Here is a 14,778-nt window from a genome sequence, read left to right on the forward strand (position 1 = left end):
GGCGGAGCGGCGAAAAGACTCGCCAAAAAGGAATTCCGGCTCATGAACTGCTGGAAGGCGGGGACCTTATTCAGAACCGTAAGGGCCGTAGCCTCCATTTTGGAAGGATCATTGAGCATGTCCTTGTAGGACTGCAGCTGCGCGCGGTAATAGTAAGCGGTCTCCTTATACTGGTTAAAGGTGTTCGTGACGCTGTGCGGGAGGTTGGTGTACTGCGCCATCAGGTTGGAAAGCTCCTGCCTACGTTGCTGGATGTACTGGTCAATAAGGGCGCTTTGGTTGAGGTTGCCTTGCAGCTGGGAGACCTGGGACTCGGCGCCCGTCACAGCCGCGGAGCCGCCGGCCGGCGAAACGCCATTCTGCTGCGCCAGGAACGCCAGGGAGGTGTGCATGCTGTCCAGCCCAGGCACGTAGCTCGTGGGCGCCGCGCCCTGGGCGCTACTCAGCCATTTATCATACGGGGAGGGGGAGAGCGCCTTTACTTTGGTGGGGTCTAGTTTCTGCAACTTCCCGACCAGCTTTGCTTCAAGCTTGTTCAGCTTGCCCAAATACTCGGCCGTCTTTTTGTTGAGCGCCGCGTTTACAGACTGAGCTTTAGCTTGTACCTTTTCAACATAAGCGGATGGTAGCTGTACCTTCGTAGTATCATTCACCCCCTCGGTTGCGCTCGAAAATGAGAGTGCAGAAGCAAAGTGCGGCATTAGCAAGGCAGAGCCACATCGCATAAGCAGATCAGGTTGGGATAGGTTGCTCCGCACACCGGCAAAAAAGGGCGCTACAACGACGGCGGTAGCTAAAAGGCGGGGAACGTTCATACTCGGGCGTTAACGATGGGTGGTTAAGCTATCGACTTTGGCCTGCAAGGCTTCCAGCCGGGCCTGCATCTGCACCAGGAGTGATTCTTCGCGGCCGATCTTCTTGTCGGCCTCGATCGCGTAAAGCGTAAGCTCCTCTATCTTCTGCATCTGCCGTTTTTGCATATCTCCCATATTCAGACCACCTTTTGCGATGTCAGCGGAGGAAGGGATATCCGGCAGGTGCTTGTTGGCCCTGGTATATGACGCCACATCCTGTAGAGGCATAGGACGGTAAGCGCTATCGAAGACAAAGTCCGCCCAGCCCGAAGAATCCACCATTACCTCTTTAGCCGTAACCCGGCCGGCGACGGCCAGCAGGGATTGGGGCTGCAGGGTGCCGATGCCGACGTTGCCCGTCGAGCCATCGATGACGATGTTGTTCTCAAATACAAATTGATTGCCATAGAGAGGTACATTCACCAGGCTCCGGGCGCTCAGGATCATCTTCCCCGTGGCATCACCCGAGTTGGTATTCCCGGCCACCGTCATGATCCGCCCCTGGGCCCAGGGGTTGGAGCCGTCGGCGCTGGCGGGTAGGACAAATTGAAGGGAAGGGCCGGCCTGGGTGGAGCGGGTCGCGGTATTGGCCTGTATGGATAAGTCGCCCTTGAAGTTATAAAAGTCGCCGGTGGTGGTGCCCGGTCCGACGACATGAAGGGGTGACTGGGCGTCCGGCGTACCCACGCCAACAAAACCGGAGGAATTAGCGGTCAGGGTGGAACCGGCTATATACGTGGTCGGCTGCGCGACTGCTATATTGGAACAGGAGGAGGCCGGCACCAGCTGAGGCTTGACACCGTTGATGTTGTTCCAAAAATACCCCGTATAGGTAAAATAGCCCGCGCTTAGGATCATATCGGAAGCCAGGAGGGCGAGGTAATAAGTGCCACCATAGTTTACGCTATAGACATTCGGCACATGCGAAGAAACCGACCGGGGTATGACATTGACATAGGTCGTCTGATACGCCGTTTGGGCGACGATCTCATATTCATAAAAGTCATTGAACGACGTTGAGTTGCCCCTATACTCCCGGAGGGTACCGCTCAGCCCGGCAGCGGCCACGGGCGTCCCGGTAGCCTGGGGTATAAGCAAAATATATTGTTGGGCGCCGCCGGCGGCAAAATCATTACACAAGCCTATGGACATGGAGCCGGTATACTGGGTACTGGAAGTATTGAGATCGATGCCATCCTTTACCTCCAGGAGGGTATAGGGGCTATTGGTGCCGATTCCTACGTTGCCGCTCGAGGGAAAAGTATTTTGTGCATGCGCCAGGAGCGGCGCCAGGAATATCAGAAGTATGGTCTTCTTCATGAGCCTTAGTTATTGGTAGTTTGATATTGATAATCGTATCGCTTGAGGATATTGCCGAATTGGTCCCCGATCAGTTTCGGCTGGTCAGGGCTCTCGTAGGCAATCTTACAGGTGGGATCGCAATGGCTGGTCATACTAACCGGTGGAGGATAGGCAGTGGCGCCGAGCCAGAGTACAAGCAAAGCAGAGCCTAATCGCATAAGCGGATCAAGTTGGGGTTTCAGGTATTTAGCGTTGTTGATAAGGTACGGAAGCAGTCCAATCAATGAACCGCATAAATCTAAAAGAAAATAATCCGGATTTCAAAACAAAAAGATCCCGAATTATCAGCAACATAAAAAAACGGGAAAAACACCCTCCCCTGCAACAAGTTTTCGTTACAAAAACGCTTGCGGAATGTAAAGTTTTAAGAATGCCCCAACACCGGATGCGGCTGATACTTCCCCTCCAACCGTTGAACCTCCTCTTCGGAGAGCCTCACCGACAACGCCGCGACCGCGTCCTCCAGGTGGCCCGGCTTGCTCGCCCCTACGATGGGCGCGGTGACGACCGGCTTGGAAAGAACCCATGAGAGGGCCACCTGCGCCGCGGGGATGCCGCGCGCGGCGGCGATGGAATCGACGACCCCCGCGATCTCGAAGTCGTTGTCGCGGGTGTATAGGGACTTGCCGAAGGCGTCGGTGCGGGCGCGTTCGGTTTCGCCGCCGCCTTGCTGGCGCTTGCCGGTGAGGAGGCCGCGGCCGAGGGGCGACCAGGGGATGACGGCGACGCGTTGGTCAGTGCAGAGGGGGAGCATTTCGCGCTCTTCTTCGCGATAGACGAGGTTGTAGTAGGGCTGCATGCTCACGAACTTCGCCCAGCCGTTCTGCTCGGAGATCATAAGGGCGCGGGCGAACTGCCAGGCGAACATGGAGGAGGCGCCGATGTAGCGGGCCTTGCCGGAGCGGACGACGTCGTTGAGGGCTTCGAGGGTCTCTTCGATGGGGGTATCGTAGTCCCAGCGGTGGATCTGGTAGAGGTCCACGTAGTCGGTGCCGAGGCGCTTCAGGCTGGCGTCGATGGCGGACAGGATGTGTTTCCGGCTCAGGCCGCGGTCGTTCGGGCCGGGGCCCATCGGGTTGAAGACCTTGGTGGCGATGACGACCTCATCCCGGCTGACGGATTCACGCAGGACTTTGCCCACGACTTCTTCGCTGGCGCCATCGGTGTACACGTCGGCGGTGTCGAAGAAGTTGATGCCGAGGTCGAGGGCCTTTTTGATGAAGGGGCGGCTCTGTTCTTCGTTCAGCGCCCACGGCCAGCGGTCGGTGGGTTTGCCATAGGTCATACAGCCAAGACAGATGCGCGAGACTTTGAGGCCGGTGTGGCCGAAGCGGGTGTATTCCATGTTGCGTAGCTTTTTCGTGCCCAAATATAGGGTGACCGGGCCGGCGGCGGGGGCTAATTTGCGGGGAAGCGCTTCGAGCGCGTGGGAATATCCATCGGAAGCGCCGCGCTGATACGCTTCACCGCGATCGCCATTTGCGCGTCGATGGTGTTGACGGAGATGCCGAGGATGTCGGAAACTTCTTTATAACGCAACCCGTCTTCGCGGATCAATTTGAAGATCATTTTGCAGCGCGGGGGCAGCGCGTCGACGGCGGCTTGCATTTTGCGCAGCATCTCCGCGGTGATCATGAGCTGTTCCGGGGAGGCGTCGATGTCGGCGGTTTCGATGTCGAGGTAGTCGAAGGGCGCGGTGGTGAGCTCGATGGCGCGTTTGGAGAGGTAGTTGAGGGCGGTGTTCTTGGTGGCGATGTAGAGATAGACCTTCAGGTTCTGGATGTCGATGATGTGACCGCGCTTGTTCCAGAGTTTGATAAAGACGTCTTCCACCACTTCTTCTGATAGCTCCCGGGACCGCACGAGGACGTAGGCGAACTGCACCAGCTTTTTATAAAGCAATCGGTACAATTCTTTTAAAGCGGCCTGGTCACCCGAGGCGATGCCCTCTTGTAATTGTCTCAGTCTACCGTGCATTCTGAACCGTGCAAGCAATTAGTCGTGTCAACAAAATAACGATAAAAGTCACAATAAAGTACTGTTTGGACAGAAAAATACTAACACGCGTTAGGGATTTCTGTATCTTTGGCCGTATGGAAAGAGCAGCCATTTTCCAGGATAAGGTGGACCGGGAAATCAGGATCGAGCCGACGGATTGGATGCCTGAGGATTACCGGAAAACGCTGATCCGGCAGATCAGCCAACACGCCCACAGCGAGATCGTGGGTATGCTGCCGGAGGCCAACTGGATCACCCGGGCGCCGAGCCTGAGGCGGAAGGCGGCCCTGCTGGCCAAGGTGCAGGATGAGGCGGGGCACGGGTTGTACCTCTACTCCGCGGCGGAAACCCTGGGGGTGAGCCGCGACCAGCTCTACGACCAGCTCCATACGGGGAAGGCAAAATATTCCTCGATCTTCAATTATCCCACCCTGACCTGGGCGGACATCGGCGCCATCGGCTGGCTGGTGGACGGGGCGGCGATCATGAACCAGGTGCCGCTGTGCCGGGCCAGCTATGGTCCCTACGCGCGGGCCATGGTGCGCATTTGCAAGGAGGAAAGCTTTCACCAGCGCCAGGGGTTTGAAATCATGCTCGCCCTGTGCCGGGGTACCGAGGCCCAGAAGCGGCTGGCGCAGGACGCGCTGAATCGCTGGTGGTGGCCCACCCTGATGATGTTCGGACCCCGGGACGACGATTCTCCGCACAGCGCTCAAAGCATGCGCTGGAAGATCAAGCGTTTTTCCAACGACGAGCTACGGCAAAAATTCGTAGATATAACCGCCGAGCAAGCGGCGTATCTTGGGCTGACTATCCCGGACGAGGAATTCGCCCAGGACCCGGAGACGGGGCACTATACCACGGGTCCGATTGACTGGGAGGAATTCAAGGCGGTGCTCCGCGGGGACGGGCCCTGTAACCGCCAACGGCTCCAGGCCAGGGTAAAAGCCTGGGAGGACGGCGCCTGGGTACGGGAGGCGGCTGAGGCGCACGCGCGCAAGGTCGCGGAGCGGCGGGAGCCGGCGGCGGTCGCGGTGTGACACAGCGCTGGGGACAAGCCAGGGACAAGGAAAAAGAAAAGTTATGTCGAACGAATGGCCATTATGGGAAGTATTCATCCGAAGCCGCCAGGGCCTCGACCACAAACACGTCGGGAGCCTCCACGCGGCGGATGCCGCGATGGCGATGGAGAATGCCCGGGATGTGTATACGCGGCGTGGAGAGGGCGTCAGCATCTGGGTGGTGGAAAGCCGCCACATCCACGCATCGGACCCGGGCGATGCGGACAGCCTTTTTGACCCGGCTTCGGACAAGATTTACCGGCATCCGACGTTTTATCAATTACCTCCCGAGGTAAAGAATATCTGAGCATGACCTTATCCACCTATCTGCTCCACCTGGCGGACGACGCCCTGGTCCTGGGGCACCGTAACAGCGAATGGTGCGGCCACGGGCCTGTGTTGGAGCAGGACATCGCCCTGACCAATATTTCCCTGGACCTGATCGGCCAGGCCCGGCTGTTTTACCAGTATGCGGCGGAAGCGCTCGCGGGCGACGCCACCGAGGACAGCCTGGCTTACCTCCGGGATGTGTACGAATACCGCAATTGCCTGCTGGTGGAACAACCCAATGGGGACTGGGCGCAAACGACGCTCCGTCAATTCCTTTTCAGCGCCTATCAATACGAGCTCTACAAAAACATGCGGCACAGCGCGGACGAGCGCCTGCGGGCCATCGCCGAACGCTCGCTCAAGGAAGTGACCTACCACCTGCGCTGGAGCGGGGAATGGGTGGTCCGGCTGGGCGACGGTACGGAAGAAAGCCGCGGACGGATGCTCAACGCCCTGGACGCGCTATGGATGTTTACAGGGGAATTGTTCCGGCCCGCGCCGTACGAATCGGTGCTGGAGACGACCGGCGTCAGCGTGCCCGTAGGGGACTTAGAGACGCCCTGGATGGAACACGTCCGCAAGGTCTTTAGCCAGGCCAACCTGCAAACGCCCATCGCCCCGGGCCATCAGACGGGGGGTAAGACCGGGGCTCATTCCGAACACCTGGGGTACCTGCTGGCGGACCTCCAATTCATGCAACGGGCTTATCCCGGCAGCACCTGGTAGTATGACAGCCGTATCGTCCATATCGAACGTGATGAAGCTGCTGGAAGGCATTCCCGATCCCGAAGTCCCGGTCCTGAGCATCCTCGACCTGGGCATCGTCCGGGATGTGCGTATCTATCCCGCTCTTGGGGAAACCCTGGGCGTGACGGTCATGATCACCCCCACCTACAACGGTTGCCCCGCCGTGGACGTCATCCGGATGAACATCCGCATGACGCTGGCGGCAGCGGGTTACAATCCGGTAGACATCCGCACGACGCTCACGCCCGCCTGGTCGACCGAATGGATGACCGACGCGGCCCGGGAAAAACTCCAGGCTTTCGGTATCGCCCCCCCGAATTCCGTCCCCGTCGTTTGCAGCCTGGACCTGTTCCAGCAGGACGAGTCGGTGACCTGTCCGCGCTGCGGCTCTTACCACACCGAAATGGTGAGCCGGTTCGGTTCGACCGCCTGTAAGGCGTTGTACCGCTGCCTGGATTGTAAAGAACCCTTCGATTATTTCAAAAGTCACTAGATGGCCGGAATATCACTGTCTGTAGAACAAAAGGTCGCCCGTATCGTGCTCGACCGACCCGCCAAGCTCAATTCGTTTAACAGGGAAATGGCCCTGGAGCTCCAGGAAGCGCTGGACGCCTGCGTCTCCAACACCGAAGTCCGCGCGGTCTATATCACCGGTTCGGGTAAGGGATTCAGCGCGGGCCAGGACCTGGCGGAGGTCGTCGACCCGCACGGCCCCGGGATGGACCGGATCCTGAAAGAGCACTACAACCCGATCGTGCGCCGCATTTTCCGCATGCCCAAACCCGTCGTGGCCGCGGTCAACGGCGTGGCCGCGGGGGCGGGGGCGAACATCGCCCTTTGCTGCGACGTGGTGGTGGCCGCTGCCTCGGCTTCCTTCGTACAGGCGTTCTCCAAAATAGGGCTGATCCCCGACAGCGGGGGCACCTGGTTCCTACCCCGGCTCGTGGGCTGGCAGCGGGCGTCCGCGCTGGCGATGCTGGGCGACAAGGTTACCGCCGCCGAAGCGGAACAAATGGGCATGGTCTACAAGGTATACCCGGACGAGACCTTTGCCACGGCCTCCTGGGAGCTGGCGGTCAAGCTGGCGGCTATGCCTACCCGTGGGCTGGCGCTGACCAAGGAGGCGCTACAGCAGTCCTTCACCCAGACGCTCGACGAACAGCTGCACTTCGAGGACATCCTCCAGCAACAAGCCGCGGGCACCGAGGACTACCGGGAAGGCGTAGCGGCTTTTTTAGAAAAACGACCCGCGGTCTTTAAAGGGAAGTAATCATGTTTTACTCATTCGGAGAATATATCCCCGTCGTGCACGAAAGCGCCTTCGTCCATCCCCAGGCGGTGGTCACCGGGAACGTCGTCATCGGCAAGGACGCGTACATCGGCCCGGGGGCCATGCTCCGCGGTGACTGGGGCGGTATCCACATCGCCGACGGCTGCAACGTCCAGGAGAATTGCGTGGTGCACATGTTCCCCGGGATCACGGTCCGCCTGGCGGAAGACGCGCACATCGGCCACGGCGCAATCATCCACGGCGCGTATATCGGCCGCAATTGCCTGGTAGGCATGAACAGCGTCATCCTGGACAAGGTCACCGTGGGCGACGGCTCCATCATCGGCGCGCTCACGCTGGTGACCGAAGGCATGCAGATCCCGCCGCGCAGCCTGGTGGTCGGCAACCCGGGGAAGATCATCAAGGAGGTCTCCGACCAGATGCTGGAGTGGAAGAGCCAGGGTACGGCGCTGTACCGCCGGCTGCCCACGGACATGCGGATGCTGGCGCGGGAGTGTGAACCGCTCCGGGAAGTGCCGCCGGGTCTGAAGACGCAACGGGGCGGCTATGCGACCTGGAAAGAGCAGGGGCATTCCTGATGCCTATGGATGGGGATGGCGCGCCCCGAAAGATGCCGTACCTTTGTCGCTTACATGGAAAAAAGCAATTTCATAGACTACATCCGCGTCTTTTGCAAATCCGGACACGGAGGAGCGGGCTCGAAGCACTTCCTGCGCACGAAATACAACGCCCAGGCGGGTCCGGATGGCGGTGACGGCGGTCGGGGCGGACACATCATCCTGAAGGGCAACGCCCAGCTCTGGACGCTGCTGCACCTTCGCTATTATAAGAATGTCATTGCCGAAAACGGCGAGGCTGGCAGCGGTAACGACTGCACCGGCCGTTTTGGCAAGGATACCTATATCGAGGTGCCCCTGGGCACCGTTGCTTTTGACGAGGAAAGCGGGAAGCAGGAAGCCGAGATCCTCGAGGACGGCCAGGAGGTCATCTGGCTCCGCGGCGGCCGCGGCGGTCTCGGAAACGCGAACTTCGCCACGCCGACCAACCAGGTCCCCGAGTACGCGCAACCGGGGGAACCCGGCGTGGAGGGTTGGAAGGTCCTGGAATTGAAGGTGCTCGCCGACGTGGGTCTGGTGGGCTTCCCCAACGCGGGCAAGTCCACGTTGCTCTCGTCGATCAGCGCGGCCAAACCCAAGATAGCCGACTACGCCTTTACCACGCTCACGCCGCAATTAGGCATGGTGGCGTATAGGGACGGGAAATCGTTTTGCGTAGCGGATTTGCCCGGTATCATAGAAGGAGCGGCGGAGGGCAAGGGATTGGGCCATCGTTTCCTGCGGCACATCGAGCGGAACCCGGTATTGTTGTTTGTCATACCCGCGGACAGCCAGGATCATGGCGCCGAGTTTTCGGTTTTGTTGAGCGAGCTCGAGCAATACAACCCGGACATGCTCGACAAGCGCATGGTCATCGGTATCAGCAAAAGCGACATGCTGGACGATGAGCTCAGGGAAAGCATCGCGCAGGAGCTGCCTTCGGAGCTGCCGCACGTCTTCTTCTCGTCCGTCACCGGACAAGGTTTGACGGCGCTCAAGGACTTGTTGTGGGAGGCGCTCAATGCCCCTGTGGACGAATAATGCGTCACCTCATAGGGTATTTCCGGTCGTATTTTGGGGCTACCTGGTCAGCCGGCTATGTCATTTCCATGCTCCTTCTGGCTGGCGCGTTGGTTTACGCCCGGTTTGGGTTGCACCGGCTGCCAGCGTCGTCGGTCTGGGTTTTCGCTTTTTCCTATTGGAGCTCGTTTGCCTTGCAGTACGTCTTCTTCCGCGACCTGGCCCATCACCGGTCGCCGCGCTGGTGGGCGATCGTCGTGGGGGCGCCGCTTTTGTTTACGTTACATACATCCTTCGCACCGGGTTTTGCGCGCGGGGACTACTATTACGCGTTGCAGTACGTGGGCCGCTCGCTGGTGCTGATCCTGCCGCCGTTGCTGCTGGCGGTGGCCTGGCGTGGGACGTCACCGCCAGCCATCTTTGGTTTGCGCCGCCCCGACACCTGGGGCTATGTTCCGTACTTGCTCCTGGCCATGCTTCCCTTGCTCGTCTATGCTTCCGTACAACCCGACTTCCTACAGCTATACCCGCGCTACAAGGTCGTTCCGCATAGTGCTTTGCCGATCGCAGCCTACGAGCTGGGTTATGGCCTCGACCTGTTCAGCATGGAGTTCTTTTTCCGCGGACTGCTCGTCCTCGCGCTGGCGCGCGTTTGCAAGGCCCACGCGATCTTGCCCGCGGCGTTGTTGTATGGCACGGCCCATTTTGGCAAGCCGCTGGCCGAGTGCGTCAGTAGTTTTTTTGGGGGAGTGTTGCTGGGCGTGATCGCCTATGAATCCCGCAGCATATGGGTGGGCGTATTGCTACACCTTTGCCTGGCCTGGGGTTTGGAGGCGCTCGCGTTCAGACTTTGACCGGCTCGGGCGCGTCGCTGTCGGTCTCTTCCACCTCGGTCACGCCACCGCTGATCGCAAAACGCATGGCCTCCGCCGCGCTCACGCGCGGCAGCATCCTGACCTTGGAACGGGGGACGACATAAAGGTTACCCGCCACCGCGTAGGATTGCGGCACATAGACCGCCACATAGTCCTGCATATCGAAGTGCGACAAGTCTTCCTGGGTGACAAAGCCCACTTGCCAGACGTCTTCACCCTTTACGTTGACCAGGACGGCCCGGTCGAACTTGCGTTTGTTGCCGGCAAAGGCTTCGAAGAAATCCCGCAGGGAGGAATAGATGAACTTGATGCCGGGCGCCCTTTCCAACCAGTGATCGAAGATGCTCAGGACCCTGCTCATGACGAAAAAGGAGCTGATCCAGCCTACCAGCACCACCCCCCCGACGATGATCAGGAAACCCAACCCGGGGATGTTGATGCTCGGCCGCAGGATGCTGTCGATCTTGTCGAAGAACCAATAGATGGCAACCGCCGTCACCGCGACCGGCGCCAGGATGATCAGTCCCTGCAGGAAATAGTTCAGAACGACCTTATAGATAAACCGACCGAAGGACTTAATTTTCAACGACATGATTTTTGGGGAAGCCGCGGGGCAGTATGAATTACCAGGGTAAAGGTACCTCGCTTCCCAGAAAATTATTGGCGGAAACTTTTGTAACAAAAAAAGTTTCTGTAGTTTTGTATCAGATTAAGCCGGTATATGGACGTGAAGGATAGAATACAGGGAAAAGCCAGCGAGCTTTTCAGGAGGTATGGGGTAAAGTCCATTACCATGGATGAGATTGCTTCCCAGCTGGGCATTTCCAAAAAGACGATTTATCAGTATTTCGCCGACAAGGAAGAGTTGGTTTCCGCGGTGATGGATCATAAGATCAGCGAGTCGCAAAGCGACTGTCTGTCTTGTATTTCGGGGGCCGAAAACGCCATCCACGAGGAATTCCTGATACAGGACAGGATGCTGGAGCACCTGAGTGAATTAAACCCCGTAACCCTGCACGACCTGGAGAAGTTCCACCCTTCGGCATTCCGGAAGTTTTCGGAACACCGGAACACCTTCATCCGCGACATGGTCGAAAAGAACCTGCACAAGGGGATGGCCGAAGGCCTCTACCGGCAGGACATCCGCCCCGATATCCTATCAAAATTCCGGGTAGATTCCATCTACCTGAGTCTAAGCTCCGATTTTTTCAAGGGGACGACATTGGGCGTTTCCGAGGTACACCAGGAACTATTCGTCCACTACCTTTTAGGCGTCGCCTCCCCCGAAGGAAATAAACTTATTCACCGGTACCTGTTGGAACGCCAGCACAAGCCGGTCGTGCCCGTGACGCCGCCCATCGGCAAAACGGGGTCGTAAATAGTTGGTATGGGTTGAATACCTCTTCTGCTAATCTGCTAATGAGAAGCGGAAGAATTTACAAGCCCTCCTGAGTCTTCAGGAGGGCTACATTTTTCCCCCTATTTCTCGGTGGTATACTTGCGGATCGTTTGGAGGTGCAACCCCTTCTTATCTATATAGACGCTCTTGTAATACATGAACTCCCCCTTTGGATCGAGGAACCCCACATAGACGGACAGCGTGTCGTCGGCTTTTTTGACGGCGGGCTTGACGGGATAACCCATGTCGGGGAAATGGATCGTGTCGGTATTGTGCATCTCCTCGTAGATCATCTGGATGATATAGTCCTGGGGCTTGCGCGTCTCGTAAAGCTGGACGGAAAAATACCATTGCCGGTTGAGGGTGTCGGTTATCTTCTGGCTGTAATTCGCCACGGCTTGGGTCTGAACGGTCTTTCGGGTGCCGTCGGCGTTCAGGTCCGGGGTAGAGGCCGCCTGATGACAGGCGGAGGTAAGTCCGATGGTAAAGGCCAGGCCCAGGGTCACATAAAAGGGCCACAGGCGTCCGGGCAGTCGTTTTTTCATAACCATATGGACGAATATAGGAATCCTCCCCGACCGGGCAAAAAAAGGAAGGGGCCCCTGAAGGGGCCCCCGGTTTTGATACGAGTACGGATTAACTCAGACAACTTAAACTATGGACAACGATACTAACTGCCAAATGATTTAGTTAAGCACGGTGGTGAGCTGCATGGTGCGGATCACCTTGTTGGCTTCGGCAAAGAGGGCGTGCCCTTCTTCGCTGCGGTTGAGGTCGGAAACACGGAACCAGGAGGTGCGGACGCCCTCGGTGGTCAGTATATAAAAACGTACGAATTCGTTGGTGGCGGCAGGGTAGCGCGTGGTCGGGATGGAGGTGGACATGTTGCGCGCGGCCAGCTCGACGAGGTCCATGGCCGCCAGACGGACGGTCTCGTGTTTCTCCCCGTTGATGATGCCGCTCCCGTTGCTCATGTAAAGGCTGCACTCCCCGGTGATGTAGGAGGCCAGGGTGCCGGTCCCGTTCTTGACGGGGTAGTCCATGATGATACCATAGATCGAATCGACCGCCACGCCGTTATATTTATAAGGAGGCGTCGTAATGGCCAGGAAACGCAGGGACTGGTACGGATTGCGGTCCAACCGGAGCTGCTCCAGCCAATTGTTGTTGTTGTGATTTTGTTGGGAAGGTGCTTGTGTCTTGCGCTTGGAGAGCAGGAAGGCGGGGAAGCCGACGACGCCAAGGGCCAGGGTAAGGACATGGACAGCTGTCATAGGGAGTGGATTTGATAGACGAATATAGCTTAATGTTTTGAAAAAACCAAATATGATTCGAAAAAACGATTTAGCAATCGTAAAATTCCTACCTTAAGGGGCCTAATCGTAATTCGATTGCTCACAGAAAACCTATTTTATCAAATGGACAACCAAGAGCCCAAGTCAAAAACAACCACGCGGCGGGATTTTCTGAAGACGACCTCCCTTGCCGGGGCAGGATTTATGATCGTTCCCAGGCATGTGCTGGGTAGAGGATTTATCGCACCCAGCGACAAGTTGATTATCGCCAGCTGCGGCGCCGGCGGCAAAGGCGAGAGCGACATCGCCAATTTCTACAAAAGCGGGAAGGCGGAGATCGCCTACCTCTGCGACGTGGACGACCGTCGCAGCGCCAAGACCCGGGCCAATTTCCCCAAAGCCAAATATTATAAGGACTGGAGGGAGCTGCTGGAAAAAGAAGGGAAGCACTTCGACGCGGTGTCGGTGTCGACGCCGGACCACAACCACGCCATCATCGCCCTCTCGGCCATGGCTATGGGCAAACACGTATACGTGCAAAAACCCATGGCCCACGACATCGGCGAAGTCCGCCGGATGACCCAGGCCGCCAAACAGTATAACGTAGTCACCCAGATGGGGAACCAGGGTTCTTCGGGCGACGGCGTGCGCCAGATGCGGGAATGGTATGATTCCGGCGTCATCGGCGACGCGCACGAAATCTGGTGCTGGACCGACCGGCCCGTTTGGCCGCAAGGCAAAGCCTGGCCAGACAAAGCGCCTTCGGTGCCTTCCGAGCTGACCTGGGACCTCTGGCTGGGAACGGCTCCCTATAAAGACTATGTCGACGGTCTCGTGCCCTTTAACTGGCGTGGCTGGTGGGACTACGGTACGGGCGCCCTCGGCGATATGGGCTGTCACATCATCGAACCCGCTTTCCGCACCGTGGGCCTGGGTTATCCTTATCAGTGCGAATGCAGCGTGGGTTCCGTTTACGTAGGCGAGTTCGACCGCGGCTATTTCCCCGACGGCCCGCCTCCTTCCTCCCACATCGTACTCAAATTCAAGGTGCCGTCCAAGCTGACGCCCGGCAAGATCAACGACATCACCTTCCACTGGATGGACGGCGGTATCCAACCCGCGCGCCCCGAAGAGCTCGGCCCCAACGAAATGATGGGCGACGGCGGCAACGGCGTGCTGATCTACGGCGACAAAGGCAAGATGATGTGCTCCACCTATAGCGAGAACCCCCGGCTGTTGCCGACCTCCCGGACTTCGCAGGTGCATGTCCCCCAAACCCTTCCACGCGTGGTTGGCGGCGCGGACGGTCACTATGCCCAATGGGTGGAAGCCGCCATCGCCGGACCGGGCAGCAAGGAAGCGTCGCTCCTCAGCTCCTCTTTCGACATCGCCGGCCCCGTAACCGAAACCGTCCTGATGGGCAACCTCGCGATCCGCAGCTTCGACCTCCGCAAGCCCCGCGCCGATGGCAAGAAGGGTTGGGACTACCCTGGTCGCTATATCACCCTCCTGTGGGACGGCGACAACATGAAGGTTACCAACTTCGACGACGCGAACCAGTTCGTGCAGCGCTCGTACCGCCAGGGCTGGAAGGTCATCTAAGCGCTCCGCGCACACTACGATATAAAAGCCGCTCCTTATTCCGGAGCGGCTTTTTAGTTATCTTGGATATTCACATCGAAGCCTCATCTCATGACACATGAGCTTAATTTTTCTACTCAATTTCGTCAGTTCTACATTGCCGACAAAGGGTACCTGCAAGATACCGGGAATGAGGGGTTTTGGACGATCGACGCCGTGGATGCCCATCTGGCAGTAGGCAAGGGTATTTTAGGAGTGGGCATCGGATGCTACGGTCCGTTTAAGGGTGTCTTGTCTATCCTGGCCAGCAAGAGAAATGGCATCGACTACAACAGATATGACCATGTTGTGGAAGGAGGGCTTGATGTA

At 58.1% G+C, this 14,778-nt stretch carries 17 protein-coding genes and 1 pseudogene; 11 read left to right on the plus strand and 7 right to left on the minus strand.

Going from position 1 to position 14,778, the window contains the following annotated elements; genetic code table 11:
- The 4 genes and pseudogenes from VL547_RS16835 to VL547_RS16850 all read right to left on the minus strand — a co-directional run.
- Positions 1-506: pseudogene (locus VL547_RS16835) on the minus strand (hypothetical protein); the annotation flags it as partial.
- 318 nt (positions 507-824) lie between these two features.
- Positions 825-2,174: a hypothetical protein gene (locus VL547_RS16840; RefSeq protein ID WP_325579968.1), complete on the minus strand. Its 1,350-nt coding sequence runs from the start codon at positions 2,172-2,174 to the stop codon at positions 825-827.
- A 406-nt stretch (positions 2,175-2,580) separates the two neighbouring features.
- Positions 2,581-3,561, minus strand: coding sequence for an aldo/keto reductase (locus VL547_RS16845; protein ID WP_325579970.1), 981 nt, complete (start codon positions 3,559-3,561; stop codon positions 2,581-2,583).
- A 53-nt stretch (positions 3,562-3,614) separates the two neighbouring features.
- Positions 3,615-4,193 (minus strand): RNA polymerase sigma-70 factor, encoded by a 579-nt coding sequence (locus VL547_RS16850; protein ID WP_325579974.1) that lies wholly within the window; start codon positions 4,191-4,193, stop codon positions 3,615-3,617.
- 116 nt (positions 4,194-4,309) lie between these two features.
- On the opposite strand from VL547_RS16850, the gene paaA reads away from it, so the two are divergent.
- The 8 genes from paaA to VL547_RS16890 all read left to right on the plus strand — a co-directional run bounded on the left by paaA (position 4,310) and on the right by VL547_RS16890 (position 10,113).
- Positions 4,310-5,254 carry a 1,2-phenylacetyl-CoA epoxidase subunit PaaA gene (gene paaA / locus VL547_RS16855; protein WP_325579976.1) on the plus strand — a complete coding sequence of 315 codons (945 nt, stop codon included), beginning with the start codon at positions 4,310-4,312 and terminating at the stop codon, positions 5,252-5,254.
- Positions 5,255-5,297: 43 nt separating this feature from the next.
- Positions 5,298-5,582 (plus strand): 1,2-phenylacetyl-CoA epoxidase subunit PaaB, encoded by a 285-nt coding sequence (gene paaB / locus VL547_RS16860; protein ID WP_325579978.1) that lies wholly within the window; start codon positions 5,298-5,300, stop codon positions 5,580-5,582.
- A gap of 2 nt (positions 5,583-5,584) precedes the next feature.
- Positions 5,585-6,331, plus strand: coding sequence for a 1,2-phenylacetyl-CoA epoxidase subunit PaaC (paaC, locus tag VL547_RS16865; protein WP_325579980.1), 747 nt, complete (start codon positions 5,585-5,587; stop codon positions 6,329-6,331).
- Between the two features lies 1 nt (position 6,332).
- Complete coding sequence (gene paaD, locus VL547_RS16870; protein ID WP_325579982.1) at positions 6,333-6,845, plus strand: 1,2-phenylacetyl-CoA epoxidase subunit PaaD; 513 nt, start codon at positions 6,333-6,335, stop codon at positions 6,843-6,845.
- Positions 6,846-7,622 carry an enoyl-CoA hydratase-related protein gene (locus VL547_RS16875; RefSeq protein ID WP_325579984.1) on the plus strand — a complete coding sequence of 259 codons (777 nt, stop codon included), beginning with the start codon at positions 6,846-6,848 and terminating at the stop codon, positions 7,620-7,622.
- A 2-nt stretch (positions 7,623-7,624) separates the two neighbouring features.
- Positions 7,625-8,221, plus strand: a complete 597-nt coding sequence (locus tag VL547_RS16880; protein ID WP_325579986.1) for a transferase hexapeptide repeat family protein — start codon at positions 7,625-7,627, stop codon at positions 8,219-8,221.
- 54 nt (positions 8,222-8,275) lie between these two features.
- A complete protein-coding gene (gene obgE, locus VL547_RS16885) occupies positions 8,276-9,280 on the plus strand; it encodes a GTPase ObgE (protein WP_325579988.1) in 1,005 nt (334 codons plus the stop codon).
- 68 nt (positions 9,281-9,348) lie between these two features.
- Entirely contained in the window at positions 9,349-10,113 is a 765-nt protein-coding gene (locus VL547_RS16890; protein WP_325579990.1) for a CPBP family intramembrane glutamic endopeptidase, read from the plus strand.
- Here VL547_RS16890 and VL547_RS16895 read toward each other — a convergent pair.
- A complete protein-coding gene (locus VL547_RS16895) occupies positions 10,103-10,726 on the minus strand; it encodes a DUF502 domain-containing protein (RefSeq protein ID WP_325579992.1) in 624 nt (207 codons plus the stop codon). The two genes, VL547_RS16890 and VL547_RS16895, sit on opposite strands and share 11 nt — an antisense overlap.
- Positions 10,727-10,861: 135 nt before the next feature.
- Here VL547_RS16895 and VL547_RS16900 point away from each other — a divergent pair, with 135 nt between their 5' ends.
- Complete coding sequence (locus VL547_RS16900) at positions 10,862-11,512, plus strand: TetR/AcrR family transcriptional regulator (protein WP_325579994.1); 651 nt, start codon at positions 10,862-10,864, stop codon at positions 11,510-11,512.
- Positions 11,513-11,613: 101 nt separating this feature from the next.
- Here VL547_RS16900 and VL547_RS16905 read toward each other — a convergent pair whose 3' ends face one another.
- On the minus strand, positions 11,614-12,078 hold the full coding sequence (locus VL547_RS16905) for a hypothetical protein (protein ID WP_325579996.1): 465 nt from the start codon (positions 12,076-12,078) through the stop codon (positions 11,614-11,616).
- Between the two features lie 141 nt (positions 12,079-12,219).
- The gene (locus VL547_RS16910) at positions 12,220-12,807 is read right to left on the minus strand and encodes a hypothetical protein (RefSeq protein WP_325579998.1); all 588 of its coding nucleotides are present in this window, start codon (positions 12,805-12,807) and stop codon (positions 12,220-12,222) included.
- A gap of 144 nt (positions 12,808-12,951) precedes the next feature.
- Between VL547_RS16910 and VL547_RS16915 the strand changes: the two genes are divergently transcribed.
- Both VL547_RS16915 and VL547_RS16920 read left to right on the plus strand, forming a co-directional pair.
- Complete coding sequence (locus VL547_RS16915; protein WP_325580000.1) at positions 12,952-14,430, plus strand: Gfo/Idh/MocA family oxidoreductase; 1,479 nt, start codon at positions 12,952-12,954, stop codon at positions 14,428-14,430.
- 90 nt (positions 14,431-14,520) lie between these two features.
- On the plus strand, positions 14,521-14,778 hold a 258-nt coding region (locus VL547_RS16920; protein ID WP_325580002.1), incomplete at its 3' end, for a hypothetical protein.

The organism is Dinghuibacter sp., assembly GCF_035492835.1.
Taxonomy (GTDB): Bacteria; Bacteroidota; Bacteroidia; order Chitinophagales; family Chitinophagaceae; genus Dinghuibacter.